Source organism: Paraburkholderia sp. SOS3 (assembly GCF_001922345.1).
In the GTDB taxonomy this organism is placed as follows: domain Bacteria; phylum Pseudomonadota; class Gammaproteobacteria; order Burkholderiales; family Burkholderiaceae; genus Paraburkholderia.
Genome location: NZ_CP018811.1, coordinates 4,192,167 through 4,211,340 on the forward strand (window position 1 = coordinate 4,192,167; position 19,174 = coordinate 4,211,340).

At 62.8% G+C, this 19,174-nt stretch carries 21 protein-coding genes and 1 tRNA gene; 6 read left to right on the forward strand and 16 right to left on the reverse strand.

What is annotated here, in order from left to right:
• Positions 1–18: 18 nt before the first annotated feature.
• Together BTO02_RS18630 and BTO02_RS18635 are read right to left on the reverse strand one after the other, a co-directional pair.
• Entirely contained in the window at positions 19–612 is a 594-nt protein-coding gene (locus BTO02_RS18630) for a nitroreductase family protein (RefSeq protein ID WP_075159000.1), read from the reverse strand.
• A gap of 162 nt (positions 613–774) precedes the next feature.
• The gene (locus tag BTO02_RS18635) at positions 775–2,058 is read right to left on the reverse strand and encodes an MFS transporter (RefSeq protein ID WP_075158278.1); all 1,284 of its coding nucleotides are present in this window, start codon (positions 2,056–2,058) and stop codon (positions 775–777) included.
• A gap of 229 nt (positions 2,059–2,287) precedes the next feature.
• On the opposite strand from BTO02_RS18635, the gene BTO02_RS18640 reads away from it, so the two are divergent.
• Positions 2,288–2,980 carry a TetR/AcrR family transcriptional regulator gene (locus BTO02_RS18640; protein ID WP_075158279.1) on the forward strand — a complete coding sequence of 231 codons (693 nt, stop codon included), beginning with the start codon at positions 2,288–2,290 and terminating at the stop codon, positions 2,978–2,980.
• 34 nt (positions 2,981–3,014) lie between these two features.
• Positions 3,015–3,602: a DUF1415 domain-containing protein gene (locus BTO02_RS18645; RefSeq protein ID WP_075158280.1), complete on the forward strand. Its 588-nt coding sequence runs from the start codon at positions 3,015–3,017 to the stop codon at positions 3,600–3,602.
• 28 nt (positions 3,603–3,630) lie between these two features.
• On the opposite strand, the gene BTO02_RS18650 is transcribed toward BTO02_RS18645, so the two are convergent.
• The gene (locus BTO02_RS18650) at positions 3,631–4,461 is read right to left on the reverse strand and encodes a class I SAM-dependent methyltransferase (RefSeq protein WP_075159001.1); all 831 of its coding nucleotides are present in this window, start codon (positions 4,459–4,461) and stop codon (positions 3,631–3,633) included.
• Between the two features lie 444 nt (positions 4,462–4,905).
• Between BTO02_RS18650 and BTO02_RS18655 the strand changes: the two genes are divergently transcribed.
• Positions 4,906–5,226 carry a DNA-binding protein gene (locus tag BTO02_RS18655; RefSeq protein ID WP_075158281.1) on the forward strand — a complete coding sequence of 107 codons (321 nt, stop codon included), beginning with the start codon at positions 4,906–4,908 and terminating at the stop codon, positions 5,224–5,226.
• A gap of 299 nt (positions 5,227–5,525) precedes the next feature.
• Complete coding sequence (locus BTO02_RS18660; protein WP_075158282.1) at positions 5,526–7,082, forward strand: UxaA family hydrolase; 1,557 nt, start codon at positions 5,526–5,528, stop codon at positions 7,080–7,082.
• 20 nt (positions 7,083–7,102) lie between these two features.
• Here BTO02_RS18660 and BTO02_RS18665 read toward each other — a convergent pair whose 3' ends face one another.
• Positions 7,103–7,315 carry a DUF1059 domain-containing protein gene (locus tag BTO02_RS18665; RefSeq protein ID WP_075158283.1) on the reverse strand — a complete coding sequence of 71 codons (213 nt, stop codon included), beginning with the start codon at positions 7,313–7,315 and terminating at the stop codon, positions 7,103–7,105.
• Between the two features lie 423 nt (positions 7,316–7,738).
• Here BTO02_RS18665 and BTO02_RS18670 point away from each other — a divergent pair, with 423 nt between their 5' ends.
• A complete protein-coding gene (locus tag BTO02_RS18670) occupies positions 7,739–9,001 on the forward strand; it encodes a TIGR03862 family flavoprotein (protein WP_075158284.1) in 1,263 nt (420 codons plus the stop codon).
• An 89-nt stretch (positions 9,002–9,090) separates the two neighbouring features.
• On the opposite strand, the gene BTO02_RS18675 is transcribed toward BTO02_RS18670, so the two are convergent.
• The 8 genes from BTO02_RS18675 to BTO02_RS18710 form a co-directional block, all read right to left on the reverse strand.
• Positions 9,091–10,245, reverse strand: coding sequence for a methyltransferase (locus BTO02_RS18675; protein WP_075158285.1), 1,155 nt, complete (start codon positions 10,243–10,245; stop codon positions 9,091–9,093).
• 158 nt (positions 10,246–10,403) lie between these two features.
• Positions 10,404–10,479, reverse strand: a tRNA-Thr gene (locus BTO02_RS18680).
• Positions 10,480–10,498: 19 nt separating this feature from the next.
• Positions 10,499–11,020 carry a ClpXP protease specificity-enhancing factor gene (locus BTO02_RS18685; protein ID WP_075158286.1) on the reverse strand — a complete coding sequence of 174 codons (522 nt, stop codon included), beginning with the start codon at positions 11,018–11,020 and terminating at the stop codon, positions 10,499–10,501.
• Between the two features lie 96 nt (positions 11,021–11,116).
• Positions 11,117–11,728, reverse strand: a complete 612-nt coding sequence (locus BTO02_RS18690) for a glutathione S-transferase N-terminal domain-containing protein (RefSeq protein ID WP_006052302.1) — start codon at positions 11,726–11,728, stop codon at positions 11,117–11,119.
• A gap of 108 nt (positions 11,729–11,836) precedes the next feature.
• A complete protein-coding gene (locus BTO02_RS18695; protein ID WP_075159002.1) occupies positions 11,837–12,592 on the reverse strand; it encodes a cytochrome c1 in 756 nt (251 codons plus the stop codon).
• Between the two features lie 24 nt (positions 12,593–12,616).
• Positions 12,617–14,002: a cytochrome b gene (locus BTO02_RS18700; protein ID WP_075158287.1), complete on the reverse strand. Its 1,386-nt coding sequence runs from the start codon at positions 14,000–14,002 to the stop codon at positions 12,617–12,619.
• A complete protein-coding gene (gene petA, locus BTO02_RS18705; RefSeq protein ID WP_075158288.1) occupies positions 14,002–14,619 on the reverse strand; it encodes a ubiquinol-cytochrome c reductase iron-sulfur subunit in 618 nt (205 codons plus the stop codon). Before petA ends, BTO02_RS18700 begins: the two co-directional genes overlap by 1 nt.
• Before the next feature lie 241 nt (positions 14,620–14,860).
• Complete coding sequence (locus BTO02_RS18710) at positions 14,861–15,607, reverse strand: Nif3-like dinuclear metal center hexameric protein (protein ID WP_075158289.1); 747 nt, start codon at positions 15,605–15,607, stop codon at positions 14,861–14,863.
• A gap of 20 nt (positions 15,608–15,627) precedes the next feature.
• Here BTO02_RS18710 and BTO02_RS18715 point away from each other — a divergent pair, with 20 nt between their 5' ends.
• Positions 15,628–16,839, forward strand: coding sequence for a Do family serine endopeptidase (locus BTO02_RS18715; RefSeq protein ID WP_075158290.1), 1,212 nt, complete (start codon positions 15,628–15,630; stop codon positions 16,837–16,839).
• A gap of 113 nt (positions 16,840–16,952) precedes the next feature.
• On the opposite strand, the gene tatC is transcribed toward BTO02_RS18715, so the two are convergent.
• From tatC to BTO02_RS18735, 4 genes are all read right to left on the reverse strand, one after another.
• Positions 16,953–17,741, reverse strand: coding sequence for a twin-arginine translocase subunit TatC (gene tatC / locus BTO02_RS18720; protein WP_075158291.1), 789 nt, complete (start codon positions 17,739–17,741; stop codon positions 16,953–16,955).
• Between the two features lie 34 nt (positions 17,742–17,775).
• A complete protein-coding gene (gene tatB / locus BTO02_RS18725; RefSeq protein ID WP_075158292.1) occupies positions 17,776–18,327 on the reverse strand; it encodes a Sec-independent protein translocase protein TatB in 552 nt (183 codons plus the stop codon).
• A 40-nt stretch (positions 18,328–18,367) separates the two neighbouring features.
• Positions 18,368–18,610, reverse strand: coding sequence for a Sec-independent protein translocase subunit TatA (gene tatA, locus BTO02_RS18730; RefSeq protein WP_075158293.1), 243 nt, complete (start codon positions 18,608–18,610; stop codon positions 18,368–18,370).
• A gap of 183 nt (positions 18,611–18,793) precedes the next feature.
• Positions 18,794–19,159, reverse strand: a complete 366-nt coding sequence (locus BTO02_RS18735; protein WP_075159003.1) for a histidine triad nucleotide-binding protein — start codon at positions 19,157–19,159, stop codon at positions 18,794–18,796.
• Positions 19,160–19,174 lie beyond the last annotated feature (15 nt).

A 19,174-nucleotide genomic window follows, 5' to 3' on the forward strand; every position in this document is an offset into this window, starting at 1 on the left:
GGCTATCGCATTGCGCGGCTAGAACGACTTTTTCCACGCTCCCGCGAACGCAATCTCCGTAAGCGGCAAGCGCGTGCGTACCGATTTCTCGCGTTCGCGCAGCACCGGGTCGAGTTTGTCGACTTCGCCGAAGTGTCCGAGCGCGATCATCGAAATTACTTCGACGTCGTCGGGAATATCGAACGTGCGACGGAACGCCTCGACGTCGAAACCGCTCATCTGATGCGCGGCGAGACCAAGCGCGTGTGCCTGCAGGACGAGCGCCATGGCCGCCGCGCCTGCGTCATATGGCGCGCAACGGTTGACGCTGCCCTTGTTTGTCAACGTATGCGCCGTGACGGCGATCAGCACCGGCACTGCGCCGTTCCACCCCTGATTGAAGGGCACGAGTGTCGAGAATGCTTTCTTGAACGCGACTTCATCGACACCGCGATCGAACACGATAAAGCGCCACGGCTGCCCGTTGAATGCCGATGGCGCCCAGCGCGCCGCTTCGAGCACAGTCTGAAGATGCTCGCGGCTCACCGGCTGGTTCGAAAATGCGCGCGGACTCCAGCGGCTCGCCAACAATTCTTCAATGGGGACTTCGGTCGCAGCGACTTTTTTGGTCATGTGCATCTCGCGGTCGTTGTGCATGAACGATCGATCATTGCGCAGTGGCCGGATAGGATAACCCGGAACGCCAGCGCCAAACCGGCGATCGATCCGCTCATGCGAACGCGCAAGCAGTGGCGACTACGACACAGCAGCGGCTGCATGGCGCCGCGACGTCCGTCAGACGGCTTGAACCGCTGCCCCTCGCGGACGACGATTGATGCGCAGCACGATCACCGCGGCAATCAGGCACAAGCCACCTGAGATCATCGAGGCAACCGTGTAGGTGCCGAGACTCGAGCGCAGCATCCCGGCGCCGAGCGCGGCAAATGCCGCACCGAGCTGGTGTCCGGCCACGACCCAGCCGAAGACGACCGGCGCCGACTCCTTGCCATAGACATCGGTTGCCAGGCGCACGGTGGGCGGCACCGTCGCAATCCAGTCGAGGCCGTAGAACACGGCGAAAAGCGGCAGGCCGAAGAAGTCGATGCCAAACGCATGCGGCAGGTAGATGAGCGACAACCCGCGCAGGCCGTAGTACCAGAACAGCAGCACGCGCGAGTTGAAGCGATCGGACAGCCAGCCCGACAGCGTCGTACCGAAGAGATCGAAGATACCCATCGCGGCAAGCAGCGAAGCGCCCTGCACTTCCGAGAGACCGTAGTCGCCGCACATCGCGATCAGATGCGTGCCGATGTAGCCGTTCGTGCTCGCGCCGCAAATAAAGAAGCTGAAGAACAGCAGCCAGAAGTCGCGCGTTTTGCTCGCGAACGCAAGCGTGCCGAATGCGATCGCGAGCGGGTTCTGTTTCGACTGGTCGGTTTTCAGCGGCGCATCAGCGGGCTCGCCGTACGGGCGCAAGGTCAGATCGGCGGGACGCTCGGGCAGCAGGAACGCAACGAGCGGCAGCACGACACCGGCTGCGAGCGCGACGACCCATACGACCGGCCGCCAGCCATGGTGCTCGGCGATGGCGGCCAGCATCGGCAGGAATACGAGCTGCCCGGTCGCCGAGCTGGCCGTGAGGATGCCCATCACGAGCCCGCGGCGCTTCGCAAACCAGCGGTTGACGACGGTTGCCGACAATGTCAGCGCCGCGACGCCGGTCGACCCGCCCACCATCACGCCCCATACGAGCACCATCTGCCAGGGGGCCGTCATCATCGACGACAGCGCGACGCCGGCTCCCATCAAAGCAAGCGCGGCGAGCAGCGTGGGACGTACACCGAAGCGCTGCATCGCGGCCGCCGCGAACGGACCCGTCAGCCCGTACAGCGCGATATTCACCGAAATGGCGAGCGAGATCGTCGCGCGGCTCCAGCCGAATTCGTGCTCGAGCGGCACCATCATCACGCTCGGCGTCGCACGCGTGCCGGCTGCCGCCAGCAGCACGAGAAACACGACGGCGACCGCCAGCCAGCCGTAGTGAAAACGCCCTCCGATGAGTCTTGAAGCCCAGTTCATCCGTTGCTCTCCGTTTCGACGGACGCCGCCGCGCAAAGGGGTGCACGCGCCGCCGCGATGGTCAGCGTCCGTCGTGATCCGCGATCGGTGGTGGTCCGTGCCATGCGTCCGAACCTTTTGAATTTGTCAGACTTGAATCATTTGTGACTGGTCTGTCACAACAGACTTGCGATGGTAGTGACCGGTCAGTAACATGTCAAGGCGACTCATTCGGTATTTGCACACTGTCATGAACGATTCATCACACGCTGAGAAGCCACGGAACGCGTCGACGGCTGGCGCCGAAGGACAGCCGCCGTCGCGAAGCGGCGCACGCGCGACGCCTCGTCGGTCGCAAACCGCGGGGAGCGAAGCGCAACAGCAGTTGCTGCGCGCCGCAACCGAACTGTTCTACCGCGAAGGCGTGCGCGCGGTCGGCGTCGATACGGTCGTCGAGCGCGCGGGCGTGAACAAGATGAGTCTCTATCGGCGGTTTTCGTCGAAGGACGACCTGGTCGTGGCATGGCTCGAACAGGCCGACCGCGAGTTTTTCGAGCGCCTCGAGCGCCGCATTGCAAAGCATTCGGGCGATGCGGCCAAACAGCTGAACGACTATTTTTCGGACCTCGCGCAGCGCGCGTCCTCACCCGACTACCGGGGCTGCCCCTTCGTCAATGTATCGGCGGAGTTCCCCGACGCGTCGCACCCGGCCCGCCTATGTGTGAACCGCAATAAGACCAAGCTTGTCGCGAGGCTCAATGAACTGGCTGCAGAAGCGGGCGCGCGCGAGCCCGCGGCGCTCGCGGACGCGCTCGCATTGCTGATCGAAGGCATCTATGCAGCAAGTCAGACCTACGGTCCGGGCTGCGGGCCGATCGCGGCGGCGCCGGCCGTTGCCGCGCAACTGATCGCGGCCGCGTGCGCCGACGCGCCGGTAAAATAGCGGCTTCGCCGTCCTGGCCCTCGCAGTGCCTGCTATGCCGCCGTCCTCGCCACCCGCCGACTCCGATTCACACGATGCGACGACCATTGCCGCGACGCGCCACTGGCTCACGCGCGCGGTAATCGGCCTCAATCTGTGTCCGTTTGCCAAAGCGGTGCATGTGAAAGACCAGATCCGCTATGCGGTCAGCAATGCGGCGGACATCGAAGGCGTGCTGGCCGACCTCGAAAGCGAGTTGCGCAATCTGGCCAACGCATCCCCTACCGCCGTCGATACAACCCTGCTGATTGTTCCGCATGCGCTCGCCGATTTCCTCGAATACAACGACTGCCTGTATTTCGCGGACCGGATGCTGAAGGCGCTGCGTCTCGAAGGCACGCTGCAGATCGCGAGTTTCCACCCGTGCTATCAGTTCGAAGGCAGCGAGCCGGACGACATCGAAAACTATACGAATCGCTCGCCTTATCCGATCCTGCATCTGCTGCGCGAAGCGAGCATCGAACGCGCGGTCGATGCGTTTCCCGATGCTGCCGGCATCTACGAGCGCAATCAGGAAACCTTGCGTCGGCTGGGCCAGCAAGGCTGGCAGCAATGGATGGCGGCGCAGACCGATACCGACTGATTCGCACGGCACGGCCGCGCTCGCGCGTTCAAGCGGCGACGAAAAACCGCTCGCGCAATTCGTTGAGCCCGAACGTATCCATCACTTCGTGCAGCCGCTCGGTGGGCTTGCGCCGCGGCAAGTCTTTGTAGTGCGCGATGATCAGCTCGTTTTTCATCGAGTGTTCCCAGCCGACCAGTTCAGTGACGTTCACCTGATAACCATGCGCCTCGAGTTGCAGGCAGCGCAGCACATTGGTGATCTGGCTGCCGAATTCACGCGTATGCAGCGGGTGGCGCCAGATTTCGGTCAGCGCGCTGCCGAGCGACCTGCTCTTGTTGCGCTTTAGCACACCCGCGATTTCCGCCTGGCAGCACGGCACCACGACGACATACTTCGCGTGTTTTTCGAGCGCGAAGCGGATCGCATCGTCGGTGGCGGTGTTGCATGCATGCAGCGCGGTCACGATATCGACGGTCGGCGGCAACCGGTCGGACTCGATCGACTCGGCCACCGACAGATTCAGAAACGACATTGCGCCAAACCCAAGGCGCCTTGCCAGTTCCTCCGACTTCGCGACAAGTTCTTCGCGCGTCTCGATGCCGAAGATGTGCGAGTTGTCGCGCAGATCCTTGAAGAAAAGGTCATACAGGATAAAACCAAGGTACGACTTGCCCGCGCCGTGATCGACGAGCGACACCGAGCCGTTCGTTCCCTTCACGTCCTGGAGCAGCGGCTCGATGAACTGAAACAGGTGATAGACCTGCTTGAGCTTGCGACGGCTGTCCTGATTCATCTTGCCGTCGCGCGTGAGGATATGCAGCTCCTTTAGAAGCTCGACGGATTGATCGGGTCGGATCTCGTAATTTTTACCGGACATCGACTGGCGTGCCACCGATTGCATGAAAAACGTGCGTCAGGCGACGGAAAAAAGAAGAAGTTGCTGTCAGTTTACCGAAAAGCGCCGCGGGCTTCGCCGTTCGCCGCGTTTAAAAACGGTGCACGAACAGGACGTAGGAACGCTTCATGCAGCGCTGGACCCCATGCGGGCGCTGCATCGGCGGTGCAATGCGAATGTGACGCCCGGGCGCCACAACGCGCGTAAAGCCATCGGGACCACGAGGCCCGACGTGCCGGCGCGAAATAACGACCAAAGCTGCCGGCCGCCCCGAACAATGCGGTGAACCGGCGACTTCGGGGGAAGTCGTACCCGTCAGCGCGATCTGCATGGATCCATGTGTAACAGGACGGGGACGGACGTAACCTAACCTGAAGCGTGCCGCGACTGCCCACAGTAAGCGCGCTCAGATCAGAAGAGGCGGCAATGGATACGACACCCAACGGAAACGCGGAGCAGAAGTTTCAGGAACTGCTCGCGAAACTGACAACGACTCCGGAATGGACCGAGAAACAGCAGCTCGAGCTCGAAATGGCGCGCGATATCTCGGTCGAGATGCTGCGCCTCGCTGAAGTCATGCGAGACGGCAGCGTCGATCTCGAGACGGTCCTGATCATGCTGAAGTACGCCAAAGTGCTCGACTTCGTGATGACGACGCTCGCGTCCCGGCGCGACATCAAACCGCAAACGCTGCGGGTGATCTTCAAGCTTGCGGGGTTGAAGGTCGACGAGGCCTACCCTGGCTGACTGGCCGCGAACGAATCGCGGCAAACCGAAGGCGCGAACTCGCACCCACTGCGACTACCCGTACTGCGATGACGCCCGATCAGGCGCGCCGTCGCATCGACGCGCACCCAGGGCACGCATGCTTTACGCGGCTTACAAGGCTGTCGCGCCTTCTCGCCACGCTCGCATAGGGCGTCGGCAATCGGCTATTCTTTGGTCGTTTGCACTAAAAAAGCGTGCGCGCGCCCCTCGCTCGAGGCGCCGCGCGGTAGCCCGAAGATAGGCCGCTCTGCCCAACGTCCCCGTTCCGAGGCCAGCCCATGCCAACTGAATCAGTTGCTGCGCAATCCATTCACTCCACCATCCGCCTTCATCCGAACGACGATGTGATCATCGCGACCCGGCAGCTCGTGCCCGGCACGCGCATCGACGCGGAAGACCTCGTCGTCACCGGGCTGGTTCCGCCCGGCCACAAGGTCGCGGCGCGCGCGATTGCCAAAGGCGAGCCGGTCAAGCGCTACAACCAGATCATCGGCGTCGCGCGCGATGCGATCGCGCGCGGGCAGCACGTGCACGTGCATAACCTCGGCATGGCGGAGTTTGCGCGCGAACACGAGTTCGGCATCGATGTGCATGCAACGGATTACGCCGCCGAGCCCGCGCATTTCATGGGCATTCGACGCGCGGATGGCCGCGTGGCGACACGTAACTTCATCGGCGTGCTGACGAGCGTCAACTGTTCGGCAACCGTTGCGCGCGCCATCGCCGACTACTTTCGGCGCGACGTGAATCCGCAGGCGCTCGCCGACTACCCGAACGTCGACGGCGTGATCGCACTCACGCATGGCCTCGGCTGCGGCATCGACACGCTCGGCGAAGGCATGAAGATTCTGCGCCGCACGCTGGCCGGCTATGCCGCGCATCCGAACTTCGCCTCGGTGCTGTTCGTCGGCCTGGGCTGCGAAGCGAATCAGATCGGTGGCGTGCTCGAGTCAGGCGGGCTCAAGGACGATCAGCCGAAGCTGCGCAGCTTCACGATTCAGGACAGCGGCGGCACGCGCAAGACGATCGAGCGCGGCATCGCCATGGTGCGCGAAATGCTCGGCGATGCGAACCGCGTCACGCGCGAGCCGGTGCCGGCGTCGTATCTGAACGTCGGGCTGCAATGCGGCGGGTCCGACGGCTATTCGGGCATTTCGGCCAACCCCGCGCTCGGCGCCGCGGTCGATCGCCTCGTGCGGCACGGCGGCACCGCGATTCTCTCCGAGACGCCCGAAGTCTACGGCGCCGAGCACCTGCTGACGCGGCGCGCGGTAAGCCGCGAAGTCGGCGAAAAGCTGCTCGCGCGCATCGCGTGGTGGCAGGACTACTGCGCGCGCAACGACGCCGCGCTCGACAACAACCCGTCGGCCGGCAACAAGGTGGGCGGCCTCACGACGATCCTCGAAAAATCGCTCGGCGCGGTCGCAAAAGGCGGCACGACGAATCTCGTCGATGTCTACGAATACGCGCAGCCGATCACCGCGAAAGGCTTCGTGTTCATGGATTCGCCCGGCTACGACCCGATGTCGGCAACCGGTCAGGTCGCGTCGGGCGCGAATCTGATCTGCTTCACCACCGGCCGCGGTTCCGCTTACGGCTGCGCGCCGTCGCCGTCGCTGAAGCTCGCGACCAACACGGCGCTGTGGGAGCGGCAGCAGGACGATATGGACATCAACTGCGGCGGCGTGATCGACGGCACCGCATCGATCGACGAACTCGGCGCAGCGATTTTCCGGATGATGCTCGATTGCGCATCGGGCGTTCGGTCGAAAAGCGAGCTGCACGGATATGGGCAGAACGAGTTCGTGCCGTGGCAAGTGGGCGTGGTGACCTGAGACGCGCGCCGGTTTCGCGCTCACGCTGCGCGTGCCGTTTCGACGGGTGGTGTACCGTTGTGGAACATCGTCTTCAGCTGCGTGCGCAGTTCGGGCGAGTCCGTGTGGTTGTGCACCGCGACTGCGTGCTGCACGGCGGCTTCGAGCAACTCGCTTTCCGAATCGGCGCATAACGCGACCGAACATGCAATGTCGCTCGGATATTCGCGACAATCGATGAATACGCGGCTCATGGCAGTACTCCTCACATCAATGAATGCGCACGCGGTGTGACGCCTGCCGGTCTGCGCGGTCGAACCGCAACATAGGTTCGCCTCGTTCGATCAGATGGCAAGCGGCGTGTGCGCGGGGGAATGACGCGAAGCGCGTCCAATGGAGGGTTGTCAAAAAGTATAGGTCGAGATGCGATAAAAATAAGGGCGCTGCCAGACGGCTGTCCTTTGTCAGAGCGCGAAGCGCTTCGAAAGGCGAGCGTTGCACAATACGACGGTCCTGATCGCGCATCGGACGTTGGGCATTGGCGCATTGGCGCGCGTCGGCGCATTGGGCCGCCCTGCACGCGTATGGGAAAATGCGGGCGCCGCCTGACGGCGCGCTTCATACGTAACCGGTGTCGGACGCGAGTTTCCGTCACCATTCTCTCTTCTCTGCCACGCATGTCGATTTTGCATGACCGTCATAGCGTCGCCGTCATCGGCGGCGGCCCCGCCGGACTGATGGCGGCCGAAGCGCTCGTCCAGCACGGCGTACAGGTCGACGTCTACGATGCGATGCCGTCGGTCGGGCGCAAGTTTCTGATGGCCGGCAAGGGCGGGATGAACATTACGCATTCGGAACCGCTCGACCGCTTCATCGCGCGATATGGCAAACGCCACGCGCAGATCGGACGGCTTTTCGACCGCTTCGGCCCCGATGCATTGCGCGCCTGGACGAGCGAGCTCGGCGTCGACACGTTCGTCGGCAGCTCCGGACGCGTGTTTCCGACCGACATGAAGGCCGCACCGCTGCTGCGCGCCTGGCTGCACCGCCTGCGCACGTCGGGCGTGCGTTTTCACATGCGGCACAAGTGGGTGGGCTGGGACGCGCCGGGCGGCCGCGCGCGGCACGCGCTGCGCCTTGCGACGCCGGCGGGCGAGGAGGTCCTGCACACGGATGCGGTGATCCTCGCGCTTGGCGGCGGCAGCTGGCCGCGTCTGGGCTCCGACGCATCGTGGGTGCCGCTGCTCGAAGCGCGCAATGTGCCGGTCGCGCCGCTCGCGCCTTCGAACTGCGGCTTCGACAGGGACTGGAGCGAACCGTTTCGCGAACGCTTTGCGGGTCAGCCGGTGAAGGCGGTGGCGATCTCGGTGACCGACATCGACAACGCGGTGCAGCACCGGCAAGGCGAGTTCGTCATCACGACGACAGGGGTCGAGGGCAGTCTCGTCTATGCGCTCTCAGGCGCGATTCGCGAACGCATGCAGGCGGACGGCGAGGCGGTCGTTCAGCTCGATCTCGCACCGGGGCTGTCGCGAGAGCGGGTGATCGACGAAGTCGTGCGGCCGCGCGGCTCGCGTTCGATGTCGAGTCATCTGCAAAGCCGCATCGGCATTGCGGGTGTGAAACTCGGCTTGCTGCACGAGTGTTTGTCGAAACAGGACTACTTCGATATCGAACGCGTGGCGCGCGCGATCAAGGCGCTGCCGCTGCGGCTCGAGCGCGCGCGGCCGATCGAAGAGGCGATCAGCAGCGCGGGCGGCGTGCCGTTCGAAGCGCTCGATTCGCATCTGATGATTCGCGAACTGCCCGGCGTGTTCTGCGCGGGCGAGATGCTCGATTGGGAGGCGCCGACCGGCGGCTATCTGTTGACTGCGTGTTTTGCGAGCGGTCTCGCCGCGGGGATGGGCGCGTTGAGTTACCTGGCGAGTGCGGGGCGATAAGGTTGCGGGTCGTTCGTCTCGCGCTGACCGTCTCGCGCTGACCGTCGCGCGTTGTACGTCGCGCTTCGCCGCGTTGGTCACGTTGACGCTTACCGCGCCTTCAAACGCCAAAGCGACGTGACTTCGGCCGCGCGCGCCGCATGCAGCGGGTCGGACGGATCGGTCGCCTTCGGGTGACGCGGCCGGATGTCCTCGCGCCCCGCGACTACGAGTCCCGCACGATCGATCGCCGAGAGCAGATCGTTGCGCGTGCGCAAGCCGAGGTGTTCCGCGAAGTCGGACAGGATCAACCACCCTTCACCGCCCGGCTCGAGATGTTCCGCGAGGCCGTTGAGAAAGCCGAGCAGCATCCGGCTTTCGTGATCGTAGATCGCGTATTCGATCGGCGACGCCGGCCGCGCCGGCAACCACGGCGGATTGCACACGACAAGCGGCGCACGGCCTGGCGGAAACAGATCCGCTTCGACGACCTCCACGCGGTCGGCGTAGCCGAGCCGCTCGATGTTTTCGCGTGCACACGCGAGCGCGCGCGGGTCCTGATCGGTTGCGACGACCTTCTCGACGCCGCGCTTCGCAAGCACGGCGGACAGCACGCCGGTCCCGGTGCCGATATCGAACGCCATCTTCAGCGACGGCAACGGCAGGCGCGCGACGAGATCGACATATTCGCCGCGCACCGGCGAGAACACGCCGTAGTGCGGGTGAATGCGTTCGCCGAGCGCGGAAATCTCGACGCCCTTCTTGCGCCATTCGTGCGCGCCGATCAGACCGAGCAGTTCGCGTAACGACACCACGGAGGCCTCGCTGCCCGGCGAACCGTACGCTTCGGCGCAAGCGCTCTGCACATTCGGCGCGCGACGCAACGGAATCGTGTAATCGGCATCGAGCGGGATCAGCAGCATGCCGAGCGTGCGTGCGCGCTGCGATTGCGCTTGCCGGTGCAGGTTGAACGCGTCGAGCGGCGAGGACGCGCGCTTCGGCGGCTTGCGTTCGAGACGGCGTGTCATTGCCTGCAGCAGTTGGCGCGCGTTCTGGAAGTCGCCGCGCCAAAGCAACGCGGTGCCTTCGCATGCGAGTCGATAGGCGGAATCGGCCGTCGTCCGGTCGTCGGCGAGTACGACGCGTTTCGGCGGCGGCACGCCCGCTTCGGAGCGCCAGCGGGCAGACTGCGGACCGTCGGCTTCGGGCCAGCTGATCGTGGCGGAAGCGTTGGGAACAGCGGAAGAATCGGCGGATGTTGTCATGATCGGACGAGAGCGGCGAAAGACATTATGCAGCAGTGTCTTCGTCGCCCGCCGGAGCGCGAAAGTGCCGCCGCGAGAAAATCGAATGGACGAGTGGGAAGGCGGCGAAACAAAAAAGCGGACCCCGGTGGGGTCCGCTCGCGTCCGCTTCTCGATACTGGTGCCGGCTGCAGGACTCGAACCCGCCACCTGATGATTACAAATCAACTGCTCTACCAGATGAGCTAAGCCGGCGTAAGACCGCGATTCTACTTCATTTCACGACCTTGAGGTGACCTCTTCCGCCCTTGCCGCCATCGTCGTCCGGACGCGGAGCGTCGTCGCTCCGGGCACTGTCTTGTGCGCCCTGCTCATCGCCGGTGCCCGCAGCATCGAGTGCCGGCGCGGCCTGCGCGCTCGAGCCGGCTTCTTCGGCGGACGCCTCGTCGCCTTCGGCTTCCGAGTCGGTCGCCTCGCCGCCCGTCGAATCGACGGGGAACGCCATGCCCTGCCCGTTTTCTCGTGCGTAGATCGCCAGCACGTTCGCCACCGGCACTTCGATCTTGTGCGACTTGCCGGAGAACCGCGCGCTGAACTCGATCCACTCGTTGCCCATCTGCAACTGGCTCGTCGCCTCGAAGCTGATATTCAGCACGATTTCGTTGTCGCGCACGAACTGGCGCGGCACACGTGTCTGATTGTCGACCCGCACCGCGATATGCGGCGTGTAGCCGTTATCGGTACACCACTCGTACAGCGCGCGCAGCAGGTACGGCTTCGTCGAAATTTCTTGCATCAACAGTCCTCGTGCCGGGCAGGCAGCCACGGCGGCCAACGGGGCCATGGCGGCGGCGTGCGACGCCGCTCGCCAGGTTCAACACACTCGCCAGACTCAGCGACGCATCACCTTTTCCGACGGCGTCAGCGCTTCGATATACGCCGGACGGCTGAAGATACGCTCGGCGTACTTCATCAGCGGCGCGGCGTTCTTCGACAGTTCGATGCCGTAGTGGTCGAGGCGCCACAGCAACGGCGCGATCGCGACGTCGAGCATCGAAAATTCCTCGCCGAGCATGTACTTGTTCTTCAGGAAAATCGGCGCGAGTTGCGTAAGGCGGTCGCGGATCGCGAGGCGCGCCTTTTCGTGATTCTTCTCGGCCGCCTTGCCCTTCTCGTTCTCGAGCGTGCCGACGTGCACGAACAGTTCCTTTTCGAAGTTCAGCAGGAACAGGCGCGCCCGGGCGCGCTGCACCGGATCGGCCGGCATCAGTTGCGGGTGCGGGAAGCGCTCGTCGATGTACTCGTTGATGATGTTCGATTCGTACAGAATCAGGTCGCGCTCGACGAGAATCGGCACCTGACCGTACGGATTCATCACCGCGATATCTTCCGGCTTGTTGAACAGATCGACGTCGCGGATCTCGAAATCCATGCCCTTCTCGAACAACACCAGCCGGCAACGCTGGGAGAACGGGCACGTAGTGCCGGAATACAGAACCATCATTTTTGCGTTTCCTCAAAAAGCTGAAGGGCCAGCACGCGGAAAAACCGGCCTCACAGGTTTTCCTGTGCGGTCTTTCCTTGCACCGGCCCCACACCCGCTACGGTGTGTTTATTTGATATCTTTCCAGTACGCGGCGTTCAGTCGCCAGGCGAAAAAGCTCAAGAGACCGAGGAACAGCAGAACCCACACGCCAAGCTGCTGGCGGATCTTCTGCGTCGGCTCGGCCATCCACGACAGGTACGCGACCAGATCGGCCACAGCCGAATCATAATCTACCGGCGACATCGTCCCCGGGGTCACCTGCTGGAAGCCCGCGAACTTGCGCAGCTTTTCGCCGGTCCGCTCGTCGGTTTCTTCTTCGAACTTCGCGGTACGCTGCCCCTGCAACTGCCACAGCACATTCGGCATGCTCACGTTCTCGAACACGAGGTTATTCCAGCCCGTAGGCCGCGTATCGTCGCGGTAGAAGCTGCGCAGATACGTGTACAGCCATGCCGTGCTGCGCGCGCGCGCCTCGACCGACAGATCGGGCGGCGACGCGCCGAACCACGACTTCGCGTCGTCCGGATGCATCGCGACCGTCATCGTGTTGCCGATCTTGTCCGAGGTGAACATCAGGTTTTGCTCGATCTCCTTCTGCGAGATGCCGAGATCCTGCAACCGGCTGTACCGCATCAGGTTTGCGCTATGGCAATTCAGGCAATAGTTTACAAACAATTGGGCGCCATGTTGCAGCGAAGCAAAATTGTCCGTGTTATCGGGCGCCCGGTCCAGCGGTACATTCTCCTGCGCAAAAACCGGGGCAGCCGTCAGCGTGCACAGCATCGCGCCTAACAGCGCGAGCATCGAAAGCAGTTTCTTCATGTTCGGGTTCTCCTCGCGTGGCATTCAGTGGGGTTTGAACCGCACCCGTTCGGGCGGCTGCCTGAAACGGCCAAGCGGCGTCCAGAACGGCATGCCGAGGAAGAACGCGAAGTACACGAGCGCGCAGATCTGCGCGATGACCGTCGCCGCCGGCGAAGGCGGTTTCGTGCCGAGAAACGCGAGCGTCAGGAACGCGAACACGAAGATCGCGTAGAACACCTTGTGGAAGAACGGCCGGTAGCGGATCGACTTGACCGGCGAGCGGTCGAGCCAGGGCAGAAAGAACAGCGACACGACCGCGCTGCCCATCACGACCACGCCCCAGAACTTCGACTCGGTGAAATACATCGCGAGCACGACGAGCACCGCAAGCACCGGCAGGCCGACGCGCCATTTGCCGCGCGCGCGCACGAGCGCGAACAGACCGAGCAGCAGGACGATGATCATCAGCACGATCTTGAACGGGTCCGTGGTCGCGCGCAGCATCGCGTAGAACGCGGTGAAGTACCAGACCGGCGCGATTTCCGGCGGCGTCTGCAGCGGATTGGCCGGCACGAAGTTGTTCGCTTCGAGAAAGTAGCCGCCCATTTCCGGTGCGAAGAAGATGATCGCCGCGAACACCATCAGGAACACGCAGACGCCCATGAAGTCGTGCACCGAGTAGTACGGGTGAAACGGAATGCCGTCGAGCGGAATGCCGTTCGCGTCCTTTTTCGCCTTGATCTCGATGCCGTCGGGGTTGTTCGACCCGACTTCATGCAGCGCCACGATGTGTGCGATCACGAGGCCGATCAGCACGAGCGGAATCGCAATCACGTGAAACGCGAAGAAGCGGTTCAGCGTGACGTCGGACACGACGTAATCGCCGCGAATCCACAGCGACAGGTCGGGGCCGATAAACGGAATCGCCGAGAACAGGTTCACGATCACCTGCGCGCCCCAGTACGACATCTGCCCCCAAGGCAGCAGATAGCCGAAGAACGCCTCGGCCATCAGGCAGAGGAAGATCGCACAGCCGAAGATCCACACGAGCTCGCGCGGCTTGCGGTACGAGCCGTACAGCAGCCCGCGGAACATGTGCAGATACACGACCACGAAGAACATCGACGCGCCGGTCGAATGCATGTAACGGATCAGCCAGCCCCACGGCACCTCGCGCATGATGTACTCGACCGATGCGAACGCGAGCGTCGAATCGGGTTTGTAGTTCATCGTGAGGAAAATGCCGGTGACGATCTGATTGACCAGCACGAGCAGCGCGAGCGAGCCGAAGAAATACCAGAAGTTGAAGTTCTTCGGCGCGTAGTACTCGGAAAGGTGGGCCTTCCAGGTGGACGTCATCGGAAAGCGCCGATCGATCCACCCTACGAGCCCGGCCGTTGTCTCCACATCTTTTTCGGTCGTCGCCATTACGCTTCTCCTTTCTCGTCCTTGCCGATCACGAGCGTATTGCCCACGAACATGTAAGGCGGGATGTCGAGGTTCTGCGGCGCAGGTTTGTTCTTGAAGACGCGCCCGGCGAGATCGTACGTCGAGCCGTGGCACGGGCACAGGAAACCGCCTGGCCAGTCGTCCGGAAGATTGGGCTGCGCGCCCTCCTGGAAGCGCGGTGTCGGCGTGCAGCCCAGGTGGGTGCACACCGCAACGGCAACGAGAACATTCTTGTGATCGGGCCGCGAGCGGAACTCGTTCTTGCAGTAGTCCGGCATCGGCATCGAAAACGGGTTTTTGGATTGCGGGTCTGCGACTTCGTTATCGGCTTTCTGAACATCGGCGAGCATCTTGTCGGTGCGGTTCAGAATCCACACCGGCTTGCCGCGCCACGCGACCGTCATCATGTCGCCCGGCTTCAAGCCGCTGATATCGACCTGGACCGGCGCGCCCGCCGCCTTGGCCTTTTCCGATGGTGCAAATGAACCAACAAAGGGTATTACGGTGGCGACTCCTCCGATGCCACCTGTTACGGTCGTCGCGATCAGCCAGGTACGGCGGCCGCCGTCGACGCGTCCATCTTCCTTGTCTCGCATCACACGCCCCACTTCTAGGTTGGATTTTTTCCTTCCGTCGCTTTCTACCGCCGCTAGTTTGCTCGAATGGAGTCGCCATTTACAAGGGCCGACAACCAAAAACAATGCGAAGTTGTTGATAAATCAGGGTATTCCCGCACGGTTCGCAAACATTTCTCTTATGCAGATTTAAGTATCTCCTGTATTTTCTAATTGATTCGGTTCGCATGCTTTTGACCGCTTCGGACCGTTTTTGTCGCAACTAGACCGGATTATGAATATCGATAAACAGATGCTCGAGATCGAATGCTTCCGAGAGGTGCGCACCGAGCGCCTGGACGCCGAAACGCTCGGTCGCGTGGTGCCCCGCCGCCACGAATGCGACGCCGCTTTCGGCCGCCATATGCGTGTTCTGCTCGGAAATCTCGCCGGTCAGGTAGACATCGGCGCCCGCCTCGATCGCCGCGTCGAAATAGCCTTGCGCGGCGCCTGTGCACCATGCGACGCGCCGCAGTTCCTGGTCCGGGTCGCCGAGCACGAGCGGTGCGCGGGAAAGCGTGTGCTCGACCTGCGCCGAGAAGTGCGCGAGCGTGATCGGCATCGGCAGCGTCGACATCCAGCCGATGCCGTTGTCGCCGAAGCGCGCGTCGCCGATCAGGCCGAGCCTCGCGCCGAGCTGCGCGTTGTTGCCGTAGACCGGATGGTCGTCGAGCGGGAGGTGGTACGCGAACAGATTGATGTCGTTGGCGAGCAGCAGCTTCAGGCGCTGGTATTGACGACCGGTGATCTGCGGCGGCTCGTTGCGCCAGAAGTAGCCGTGGTGAACGATGAGCGCGTCGGCGCCCCACTCGAGCGCGGCCTCGAGAAACGCGAGCGAAGCGGTCACGCCGGTGGCGATTTTCTCGACCTTGCGACGCCCCTCGACCTGCAGTCCGTTCGGGCAATAGTCCTTGAACCGTGAGGCTTCGAGGACGTTGTTCAAGTACAATTCCAGTTCGATCCGATCCATATAAACCTCTAATTTTTCAGATGCTCAGACGCTTTTGGCTGTTGTTCGCCCAGGCGGTGACGGTGCTGCTCGCGCTGATGTTCATCATCGCGACGCTCAAGCCCCAATGGCTGCAGCGACAAGGGCAATTCGGCAAGCAACTGGCCGAACCGATCGTCGCACTGCGGGAAGTCGCGCCGGGACTCGGCGGCGGCCCGCTGGAAAGCTCCTATGCCGACGCGGCGCAAAAAGCGATGCCGGCGGTCGTCAACGTGTTCTCCAGCAAGGACGGATCGCTACCGCCCGACCCGCGCGCGAAAGACCCGCTCTTCCGCTACTTCTTCGGCGACCGTAACCGCCGCCAGCAGGAGCAGCCGGCAGCGAATCTGGGCTCGGGTGTGATCGTGAGTTCGGAAGGCTACATTCTAACGAACCAGCATGTCGTGGACGGCGCGGATCAGATCGAAATCGCGCTCGCCGACGGCCGCACGAGCGAAGCGAAGGTGATTGGCGTCGACCCCGAAACCGATCTCGCCGTGCTGAAGGTCAATATGAGCAACCTGCCGACCATTACGCTCGGCCGCATGGACCAGACGCGCGTCGGCGACGTCGTACTGGCGATCGGCAATCCGTTCGGCGTCGGCCAGACGGTGACGATGGGCATTGTCAGCGCGCTGGGGCGCAACCATCTCGGCATCAATACTTTCGAGAACTTCATTCAGACCGACGCGCCGATCAACCCCGGTAACTCGGGCGGCGCGCTCGTCGATATTCACGGCAATCTGCTCGGCATCAATACCGCCATCTATTCGCGCTCGGGCGGCTCGCTCGGCATCGGCTTTGCCATTCCCGTGTCGACCGCGCGCAGCGTGCTCGAGAGCATCATTACCACCGGCACGGTGACGCGCGGCTGGATCGGCGTCGAGCCGCAGGATGTGACGCCTGAAATCGCGGAATCGTTCGGGCTCGAGCAGAAGACCGGCGCCATCGTTGCCGGCGTGCTGAAGGGCGGACCGGCCGACAAGGCGGGCATCAAGCCCGGCGACATTCTGGTCGGCGTGAATGGGCAGGACATCACCGATACCACGCGTCTTCTGAACGTCATCGCGCAGATCAAGCCGGGCACCGACGCAAAGGTGCATCTGGTGCGCAAGAACAAGGAAATGGATCTGACCGTGATGATCGGCAAGCGTCCGCCGCCGCCGAAGCAGTCGTCCTCGGACGATGAAGACCAGGGAGATGACGGCGGCTGAGGTGGCTGAACTGCAATCCGACTGTCGCCGCCCACCGGCCGGGTGACCGCGGGTGGACGGCAACAGCGTTTAAACGCCCTGCCGCGCCCCTCTGCCACCCGCGATCCGCATTACTACTGCGCCGCGTTGCCCTCGCTCTCTTTCTCTACCTCGATCGCCGGCTTATTGACGAAAAGCCGCGCCGCGATAATGCCCGCTTCGTACAGAACGATCAGCGGAATAGCCAGAATCAGTTGCGAGAATACGTCGGGCGGCGTCACGACCGCCGACACGACAAACGCACCGACCACTACGTACGGGCGAATCTGCTTGAGCTTCTGCACCGTCAGCACGCCCATGCGCACGAGCAGCACGACGACGATCGGCACTTCGAACGTCACGCCGAACGCAAGGAACATCGTCAGCACGAAGCTCAGGTAGTTGTCGATGTCGGTGGTCATTTCCGCGCCGAGCGGCGCGTTGTAGTGCGCCATCACGCGGAAGATCGTCGGAAACACGACGAAGTACGCGAACGCCATCCCGCACAGAAACAGCACATAGCTGCTGCTGACGAGCGGCATCACGAGCTTCTTCTCGTGCTGATAAAGCCCCGGCGCGACGAATGCCCAGATCTGGTACAGCACGATCGGCAGGGCAATGACGAACGCGACGAGCATCGTCACTTTCATCGGTACGAAGAACGAGCCGGTCACATCGGTGACGATCATCTTGCCGTCTTTGGGCAGGTTCATCATCAGCGGCCGCGCGAGCAGCCTGAAGATGTCCGGAGCCCAGTAGACGAGCCCCACGAACACGACAACGACAGCAAGGCCGGCGCGAATGATGCGATTGCGCAGTTCGACGAGATGGGAGATGAAGGTCTCTTCAGGACCTTCGTTCTGCTTGTGCTGGGGGTCGCTCACACCGGCCCTCGGTAGGAGATGGATTCACGAGTTATCAGAAGAAGCGCGTCGTGCGCCGCATGCTGGCCGGCTTGTGGCGCGCCACGCGGGCCGCGCCCGATTGCACGTGGGTACGGCGCGCGGTCGCACGTTTGTACCACGACGGTGTGGCCGTTTGTTTGATACGCCAGTTCTTGCGCTTCGGCGCGTTCATCGGCGTAGCGGTGCCGAAACCGTTCCACGGCGATGTCGACGCACCGTTCGACGCCGAACTAGCGCTATCTTCAGCGCCGCCTCCCGCGATGCTCGGCGAAACCGACGTGCCCGCCTTCCACGCCTCGTTCAGCTCGGTTTCGTGCTTGCGCAGGTTGTCGTGAATCGTCGTCTCGACGTTCTGCGCAGCCGATTCGAATTCGGTTTTCATCCGCCGCAGCTCGTCGAGCTCGATTTCACGCGTGACTTCGGCCTTCACGTCGTTGATATAGCGCTGCGCGCGACCGAATAACGCACCCGCGGTACGGGCGACGCGCGGCAACCGCTCAGGGCCGAGCACGACCAGCGCGACCACGCCGATCAACGCCATTTTGGTGAGACCGAGGTCCAGCATCGAATGAGCTTCCCGTCAGTGTGCCGCGCGAAACGCCGGCTTAGCGCGAGTCGCCCGAATGCGTGGCCTTTTCTTTCGCGTCGACGTCGATCGTGCCCGCGCGCGGCAGTTCACGTTGCTGCGCCTGCGCGTCGGCCGGTGCGTCCGCGTCCTTCATGCCTTCTTTAAAGCCCTTTACGGCGCCGCCCAGATCGCTGCCGATGTTGCGCAGTTTCTTCGTGCCGAACACCAGAGCAACGATCAGCAGAACGATCAGCCAATGCCAGATACTCAACGAACCCATGAAAACTCTCCTTGTCTCCCGTCGCCCACCGACGTGAAGAAAAACCCTTGGGCCTTGCAGCCCGAATTGGAGCGAAAGCGCTCCGTCCTTTTTCTGCTTATCGAACCGGTACCGGCATCACCTCCAACCTGCGAAACTTTCGGAAGACCGACAGTATCGCCGCCGTTCGGTGATGAACATATGTCACCCCATGCGCAACCACGGCCGCGGACCGGCCAGCAAATGCGCGTGCAGGTGATATACCTCCTGACCGCCACCCGGACCGGTATTGATTACCGTCCGGAAACCCGTTTCACCACCCGTATAGGCGACGCCGAGTTTGTCCGCTAGACGTGCCACCAGTACGAGCATTCTACCAAGCAGAGGGGCGTCGCTTTCGTGGCAATCAGTCAGCGTGGCGATATGTTTGCGTGGAATCACGAGGACGTGGGTATCGGCAGCCGGCCGGATATCGCGGAACGCGACGAACTCGTCGTCTTCATGAACTTTAGTCGACGGAATTTCGCCTGCGGCGATCTTGCAGAAAAGGCAGTTCGGATCGTGGCTCATGGTCTTCCCGATGCT